The following is an 8,099-nucleotide window of genomic DNA, read 5'->3' as shown; positions in this document are numbered from 1 at the left end:
AGCCGGACCTGGTGGGCCTGGTCGGCCTTCACCGCGGAGTACGCGATGTTGTTGGGCCCGGCGAACACGGAGTTCTTCGACGAGATGTAGACGATGTCGCCGCCGAGCTCCTGCTCGATCAGCACCTTCGCGGCAGACCGGGAGACCAGGAACGAGCCCTTGGCCATCACGTCGTGCTGGAGGTCCCAGTCGGCGACGGTGGTCTCGAGCAGGGTCTTCGACAGCGACAGGCCGGCGTTGTTGACGACGAGGTCGACCCCGCCGAATGCGAGCACCGCGGCGTCGAAGGCAGCCTGGATCGCGTCGGCGTCGGCGACGTTCGCGGCGACGCCGATCGCGACGTCCGTCCCGCCGAGCTCGGCGGCGGCGGCCTGCGCCTTCTCCAGGTCGAGGTCCGCGACGACGACGCACGCGCCCTCGGCGGCGAGGCGGGTGGCGATGGCCTTGCCGATGCCGGATGCCGCTCCGGTGACGAACGCGACCCTGCCCTGGTGGGTCTTGGGCTTGGGCATCCGCTGCAGCTTGGCCTCTTCGAGGGCCCAGTACTCGATGCGGAACTTCTCGGCGTCCGAGATCGGCGAGTAGGTCGAGAGCGCCTCGGCCCCCCGCATCACGTTGATCGCGTTGAGGTAGAACTCCCCGGCGACCCGCGCGGTCTGCTTGTTCGCGCCGTAGCTGAACATGCCCACCCCGGGCACCAGCACGATCAGCGGGTCGGCGCCTCGGATCGCGGGGGACTCAGGGGTCGCGTGCTTCTCGTAATACGCGGTGTAGTCGGCGCGGTAGGCCTCGTGCAGCTCCTGGAGTCGCGCGATCGCTTCTTCGACGGACGCGTCGGCGGGCAGGTCGAGCAGCATCGGCTTGACCTTGGTGCGCAGGAAGTGGTCCGGGCAGCTGGTGCCCAGCGCGGCGAGCTCGGGAGCCTTCGTCGACGCGAGGAACTCCAGCACGCACGGGTCGTCGGTGAAGTGCCCGACCATCGGCTTGTCGTGCGAGGCGAGACCGCGGATCGTCGGGGCCAGGGCCGCGGCCTTCGCCCGCCGCTCGGACTCGGGCAGCGCACCGAAGCCGGCACGCTCCGAACCGAACGGCTCGGCCTTGCCGTTCGCGTCGATGTACGCCTGCGCGGTCTCGATGATCCACAGCGAGTTCGTCTCGGCCTCCTCGGACGTGTCGCCCCACGCGGTGATGCCGTGCCCGCCCAGGATGCAGCCGATCGCCTCGGGGCTCTGCGCCTTGATCTCGGCGATGTCCAGTCCGAGCTGGAACCCGGGGCGGCGCCACGGCACCCAGACCACCTTGCCGCCGAAGATCTTCTCCGTGAGCTCCTCGCCGGCGGCGGCGGTCGCGATCGCGATGCCGGAGTCGGGATGCAGGTGGTCCACGTGCGCGGCATCCACCAGCCCGTGCATCGCGGTGTCGATCGACGGTGCCGCGCCGCCCTTGCCGTGCAGGCAGTAGTCGAACGCGGCGACCATCTCGTCCTCGCGGTCCAGCCCCGGGTACACGTCCACCAGGGCGCGCATCCGGTCCAGGCGCAGCACCGCGAGCCCGGCCTCGGTCAGGGTGCCCAGATCGCCGCCCGAGCCCTTCACCCACAGCAGCTCGACCGGATCACCGGTGACCGGGTCGGTCTCGGTGCCCTTCGCGGACGTGTTGCCGCCGGCGTAGTTCGTGTTCTTCGGATCGGACCCGAGGCGGTTCGAGCGTTCGATCAGGGCCGCGGCAGCAGGGTTGGTCATGAGAGTGATCCTTCGGTGAGTGTGGCGGGTCTGTTTCGTCCGTCGTCTGTGCACGGATTCCGTCGGGGCGAGCGTACGTTCACGACGGATGAACGGTGGTCGTGGTGGCCGGGAGGGCCGCCAGGCGCGCGGCGATGCGATCGATGGATGCCGCGGCTGCGGGCAGGTCGGGTCGGTTGAGGTGGCCGTGCCGGGTGCCCGGCTCGGTCAGTGCGACGATGTCGCAACCGGCGGCGTGGAGGGTGCGTGCGAAGTGCTCACCCGAGACGCGCAGCTCGTCGACCTCGCCGTTGATCATGAGCGTCGGCGGAAAGTGCACCAGGTCTTCGGCGGTCGCGAGGCCCGGGACCGCCGCGAGCGGCGCGCCGTCGACCGGCCCGCCGAGGTAGTTCTCGTACATTCGGAGCACCGCGTCCGGTCCGAACGTGTCCGCCTCCGGGTCGGCGTCGAGCGCGGCCCGCAACTCGGGATCCGGCTCGGGCTGCACGGCGAGCAGCGTCGGGTAGGCGAGCACGACGAGCGAGGGCGGCAGAGCGCCGTCGGCGATCAGGCGCAGGGTGGCTCCGGCCGCCAGATTGGCGCCCGCGCTCGCGCCGCCGAGCGCCCACGGGCCCGGGGAGAGCTCCGACTCGAGGGCCCAGCGGAACGCGGCGAGGACGTCGTCGGAGGCCGCCGGGAAGGGGGTGCCGCCCCTCGCCGGTACGCCGGCCGCTTCGGCCCGGGCGGCGGGCGTCGGCGCCAGCGCGTAGTCGACCGACACCACCGTGACTCCGCGTGATGCCAGTGCGCGCGCGACCCCGTCGGCCTCGGGCATGTCGAGGTCGCCGCCGGCGAAGCCGCCGCCGTGCGCCCAGACCAGGCCCGCGCCGTTCGGGATCATGCCGGGCGGGGTTCTCGGCGGGTACACCCGCACGAGTCCACCGGCCGCGGAGTAGGGCTCGGACATGGGGGCTACGCGCCCCAACCGGCCTGGACGCCGCCGACGCGCTCGGCCTCGATCTTCTCCTGATATCCGGATGCCGCGAATGCGGCCATCGGGTCGGCGGGCAGCCCGCGCGACTCGCGCCACTCCGCCAGGGCGGGGCGGACGTCGGTGTAGAACGCGTCCATGAACACGGCCTGTGCCCCGAGCACGTCGTTCGCTGACTGCGCGGCGGCGAGCGCCTCGGAGTCGATCAGGAGGGCGCGCGCTGTCATCTCCTGGACGTTCAGCACAGAGCGGATCTGGCCCGGGATCTTCGCCTCGATGTTGTGGCACTGATCGAGCATGAACGCCACATCGGGATTGTTCAGGCCCCCGCCGCGGATGACCTCGACGAGGATGCGGAACAGCTGGAACGGGTCGGCCGCACCCACGATGAGGTCGTCGTCGGCGTAGAAACGCGAGTTGAAGTCGAATGAGCCGAGCTTGCCGAGGCGCAGCAGCTGCATGACGATGAACTCGATGTTCGTGCCGGGCGCGTGGTGACCGGTGTCGAGGCAGACCATGGCACGATCGCCCAGGGTCGCGACCTGCGCGTACGAGGTTCCCCAGTCGGGGACGTCGGTGTGGTAGAACTACGGCTCGAAGAACTTGTACTCGAGCACGAGGCGCTGGTCGCCGGTCAGTCGCTCGTAGACCGCGCGGAGCGAGTCGTTCAGCCGGTCTTGCCGGGCGCGCATGTCGGTCTGACCGGGGTAGTTCGAGCCTTCGGCAAGCCAGATCTTCAGGTCGCGCGAGCCGGTGGCGTCCATGACGTCGATGCACTCGAGGTGGTGATCGATCGCCTTGCGGCGGATGCGCTCGTCCTCGTGGGTGAGCGCCCCGAATTTGTAGTCCTCGTCCTGGAACGTGTTCGAGTTGATCGTGCCCAATGCCACACCCAGGTCTTCGGCGTGCCGGCGCAGGACGCCGTAGTCCTCGACCTTGTCCCACGGGATGTGCAGCGCGACACTCGGCGCGAGCGCGGTGACGCGGTTGACCTCCGCGGCATCTGCGATCTTCTCGAAGGGGTCGCGCGGGGTGCCGCCGGTGGTCCACACGCGGAACCGCGTGCCGGAGTTGCCGAACGCCCACGACGGCAGCTCGATGGCCTGCTTCTCGAGGGTGGCCTGGATCTCGGGGGTGAGGATGCTCACGATGCGTCGCTTTCGTTGTCGTGGGGATGGTCGGACGGGGATGCCGCGGCATCCGCCAGTTGGTCTTCGAGGTGGAAGATCTCGGTGAGGGGCGTCGCGGCCTGGTCGGGCCGCCCCTCGAGGCCGACGAAGAACCGACCCATCTCGGCCTCCCAGCGGGCGGCGACGGCGGACGCCGCGAGGTACGCCTGCGCCGCCTCGTCGTCGTCGGTCTCGTAGTAGCCGAAAAGGCGACCCGCCTCGGCGAGGAACAGCGAGTAGTTGCGACGCCCGGACGCCGCGATCTCGGCGAGCATCTCGGGCCAGACCGGGGTGTGACGCTCGATGTATTCGTCGAGCAGCTCGGGCTTGACCTGGAGCTGGAAGCAGATGCGTTCGGGGGATGTCATGGGCTCTTCGTTGAGGTCGTGGACGGATGAATCGATTCAATTTACTGTAACCGAACCGCGGCGCCAGGTCAAGATCCGGCTCCGGTCCCTAGCCGACGGCCAGCATCACCGCTGTCTCGCGGTGATGTGCACCGTGCGCGAGCGTCTCGGCGGGCAGGCCCGGAAGTTGCAGCGTGCCCGTCGCGCCGACCGGCACGCGGACGTCCACGACGAGCCGATCGTCCTCGATCCGCCAGGAGATCGCGGCGTCGCCGTACGGCGTACGATGGCGTGCCGCCGCCGAGGTCAGGCCCCCGCCCGGCTGCGGGGCGAACCGCACCTCGCGGTAGCCGGGCGCCGCGGGTGCCAGGCCGCCCACCACCCGGTGCAGCCAATCGGCGACGGCCCCGAGCGCGTAGTGGTTGAACGAGGTCATCGTCCCGGGGTTGACGTTTCCGTCGGGCAGGAGGCTGTCCCATCGCTCCCAGACCGTCGTCGCTCCCATGACGACCTGGTACAGCCATGACGGGCAGCCCTGCTCCAGCAGCAGGTCGTAGGCCTTGTCGAGATGACCCGTCTGCGTCAGTGCGTCCGAGACGAGCGGGGTGCCCACGAAGCCCGTCGCGATGCGGTTCTCGGCTTCGCGCACGAGCTCGGCGAGGCGCTCGCCGGCCGCGTCCCGGCGGGCGGCATCCGGGATCAGGTCGAAGGCGATCGCCAGGGCGTAGGCCGTCTGCGCGTCGCTGGTCATGCGCCCGTTCGGCAGCACGTACTCCGCGGCGAAGGCGGCGTCGATCTCGTCGGCGAGCGCCAGATAGTGCGCCTCGTCGTCAGTACGGCCGAGCACGGCGGCGATCCGAGCGACGGTGCGCGTCGACTTGGCGAAGTACGCGGTGGCGACGAGGTAGCGGTCGGTTCGGGCATCGGAGGGGTCCTGGGGCGGTGCGGCCGGGTCGAGCCAGTCGCCCAGCTGGAAGCCGGTGTTCCACAGTCGATCGGGTCCGGCCAGCGAGTCGATCAGATCGACCCAGCGCCGCGCGCTGTCGAACTGCGCCTCCAGCACCCCGGCGTCGCCGAAACGCTCGTACAGCGTCCAGGGGGTCAGGGTCGCGACATCGCCCCAGGCCGCTCCGGGCCGGATCGGGGTCCACATCGAGTGAGCGGGGATCACCGGCACGTACCAGGGGATGGTGCCGTCCGGCAGCTGTTCGGCGGCGACATCCCGAAGCCAGCCGCTCAGCATGCCCGACGCGTCGTAGAGGAACGACGCCGTCGGTGCGAACACCTGGATGTCGCCCGTCCACCCCACGCGCTCGTCGCGCTGCGGGCAGTCGGTGGGGATGTCGACGAAGTTGCCGCGCATGCCCCACACCACGTTCTCGTGGAGGCGGTTCACCAGCGGATCGGAGGTCTCGAACCAGCCGGTGCGCTCGAGGTCGGTGTGGTAGACGCGGGCGACCAGATCGCCGGCGTCCGCTGCGGCGTCGACGTCGCCCGGCCACCCGTCGATCTCGGCGTACCGGAATCCATGGAACGTGAACCGCGGCTCCCAGTCCTCGCCGTCCGGGCGACCGGCGAGCGTGTAGTGGTCCGTGGAGCGCGCCTCACGGAGGGGGCGGGTGTACACCTCGCCGTCCTGCAGCACCTCCGCCGTCCGCACGCGCACGGTCGCCCCGGCGGGTCCGGTCACCTGGAAGCGCACGCGACCCACGAGGTTCTGGCCGAAGTCGAGGATGCGCGCGCCCGACGGGGAGGTCAGCACCTCGATCGGCCGCACATCCTCGGTGCAGCGCACCGGCGGGGCGGTCGGTGCCACGAGCGTGCGCGGGTCGCGTTCGCGGACGGCAACCGCATCCCACGACGCGTCGTCGAAGCCGGGCGAGGACCACCCGTCGAGTTCGAGACGGGCGTCGTAGTCCTCGCCGTCGTAGATGCCGGTGCGCAGGATGGGCGAGGGCGCGGCTTTCCACGCGGCATCCGTCGCCACCGTCTCGCGGCGCCCGTCCGCGTACGTGAGCTCGAGCTGTCCGAGGAACGAGAGGTCGTCGCCGAAAAGGTTGCGGAATCCGCCGCGCCAGCCCAGCCGGCCGCGGTACCACCCGTCGCCCAGCCAGGCCCCTATGGCGTTCGGTCCTGGCACCAGCAGATCGGTGACGTCGTAGGTGTAGTACCGCAGACGCTGGGGATACACGGTCCAGCCGGGGGAGAGGGCGTCATCGCCGACCCGCGTCCCGTTGAGCTCGGCCTCGTACAGGCCGTGCGCGGTCGCGTACAGTCGCGCCGAGACGAGGCCTTCGCCGACCTGGAAGTCGGTGCGAACGAGGGAGGGGCGCCGGTCGTCCGACTCGCGATCCTCCGGCCATGCGGCCCCGACCGGTCGTGCCGTCCAGTCCTCCGGCTCGAGCAGGCCCGCCTCTGCGGCTGTGAAGGGGCTCCACTCAGACCAGACGCCGTCGGCGCCGGCCACCCGGACGCGCACGCCCGCCCGCTCTCGGGAGTGCAACGGAGCCGTCGGCCAGTCGACCAGGACCTGTTCCGGCGAGTCGACCGCGACGCTCTCGGCGCCGGAGGGGCGTTCCACCGAGATCTCGTACGCGGCCTGGGTCCACCCCTCGGGTGCGCTCTCGATGATCCAGCTCACGCGCGGACTGCTCTCGCCGATGCCGATGGCGGCGCGGTGGTGCTCGATGCTCGGTGCGGCGATCCGGACGGTCATCAGGAGTGTCCTCTCAGGTCCACGGGGGACGAATTGTTACGTTTCAAGGTGTCGGCTCCTGGGCGGAACGTTTCGGTGGGTGGAGAGGATCAGCGCCAGTCGTGCCGGGCTGCGAAGCCGAGCCTCTGCCGGATCTTCCGCGTCGACACGAGCGACTCGTGCGGGCCGAGGTCGTCCGCCACGGGCGTGCCCGGGAACCACCGCTGCGCGACCTCGCGCGAGGGCGCTGCGTTGCCGGAATCCGGTGCGGCGACGTTGTACACCTCGAAGCCGGGCCGGGCGTGCGCCAGCGCGAGCGCCACCGCTTCCGCCCCGTCGCGGGCATCGACCCACGAGCCGAGCAGATCGCGCCGGTAGTCGGGCTCGTCAGCGCGGTCGAAGGTGGAGTACTCGTCCGCGGCGACGACGTTGGTGAACCGGAGGGCGGTGATCGAGGCATCCGGTGCCCAGCCGACGAGCTGCGCGGCCATCGCCTCCTCGACGACCTTCCCCAGTCCGTAGGTGTTGAAGGCCGCCGTGTACGACTCATCCAGCGGCAGGAACGGGGGAGGAACGTCGAACGGAAAGCCCATCGCCGTGATGCTGCTCGCGCTCACGATGGTGCGGATGCCGGCGCGGTGGGCGGCGAAGAAGACGTGTGCCGATGCCGTCACGTTGTTCTGGAAGGTCGCCACGTCGGGAATGAGGCCGTTCACCGGCACCGCCGCGAGGTGGATGAGGGCGTCGAGGCCCTCGTGGCGTGCCGTCACACCGAGGAACGCGTCGAGGGTCTGGCCGTAGTCGCCCAGATCTACGCGGGTGAATCCGGCGCCCGCCGGTCCGTGCAGGTCGAACCCCACGACGGTGTGGCCGCCGTTCCGCAGGCGTTCGACGGTCGCGCGCCCGAGCTTGCCGTCGCTGCCGGTGACCCCGACGATCATGGTCGTATCCCGGCGCCTCGCAGCGCCCCGCTCGGTCGCCGCATCAGCCCTTGACCGCTCCGGCCGCGAGGCCCTTCATGATCTGCTGGTTCAGGAACAGGTAGAGGATCAGGATGCCGCCCGACGTGATGCAGATCGCCGCGAACAGCGGCCCGTAGTTGATGGCGCCGTACTCGCCGGAGAAGTTCAGCAACCCGACCTGGATGGTGTTGAGGGACTTCTTCCCGCCGAAGAT

Annotated in this window: 5 protein-coding genes and 2 pseudogenes; all 7 read right to left on the bottom strand. The window is 70.4% G+C overall.

Features of this window, described 5'->3' with window-relative positions:
- The coding region (rhaD, locus tag VFX99_RS15795; RefSeq protein WP_329667245.1) for a bifunctional rhamnulose-1-phosphate aldolase/short-chain dehydrogenase at window positions 1-1,742 on the bottom strand (1,742 nt) is incomplete at its 3' end.
- 79 nt (window positions 1,743-1,821) lie between these two features.
- The gene (locus tag VFX99_RS15790) at window positions 1,822-2,688 is read right to left on the bottom strand and encodes an alpha/beta hydrolase fold domain-containing protein (protein ID WP_329667244.1); all 867 of its coding nucleotides are present in this window, start codon (window positions 2,686-2,688) and stop codon (window positions 1,822-1,824) included.
- 5 nt (window positions 2,689-2,693) lie between these two features.
- A pseudogene (gene rhaI / locus VFX99_RS15785) lies at window positions 2,694-3,860 on the bottom strand (L-rhamnose isomerase).
- The gene (locus VFX99_RS15780) at window positions 3,857-4,249 is read right to left on the bottom strand and encodes an L-rhamnose mutarotase (RefSeq protein ID WP_329667243.1); all 393 of its coding nucleotides are present in this window, start codon (window positions 4,247-4,249) and stop codon (window positions 3,857-3,859) included. Before VFX99_RS15780 ends, rhaI begins: the two are co-directional and overlap by 4 nt.
- An 88-nt stretch (window positions 4,250-4,337) precedes the next feature.
- Window positions 4,338-6,944: a glycoside hydrolase family 78 protein gene (locus tag VFX99_RS15775; RefSeq protein WP_329667242.1), complete on the bottom strand. Its 2,607-nt coding sequence runs from the start codon at window positions 6,942-6,944 to the stop codon at window positions 4,338-4,340.
- Between the two features lie 89 nt (window positions 6,945-7,033).
- Window positions 7,034-7,864: an NAD(P)-dependent oxidoreductase gene (locus tag VFX99_RS15770; RefSeq protein ID WP_329667241.1), complete on the bottom strand. Its 831-nt coding sequence runs from the start codon at window positions 7,862-7,864 to the stop codon at window positions 7,034-7,036.
- Window positions 7,865-7,907: 43 nt separating this feature from the next.
- Window positions 7,908-8,099, bottom strand: a pseudogene (locus tag VFX99_RS15765) (carbohydrate ABC transporter permease); the annotation flags it as partial.

The organism is Microbacterium sp. (genome assembly GCF_036277215.1).
In the GTDB taxonomy this organism is placed as follows: Bacteria; Actinomycetota; Actinomycetes; order Actinomycetales; family Microbacteriaceae; genus Microbacterium.
This window is presented reverse-complemented; position numbering and strand designations above follow the sequence as displayed.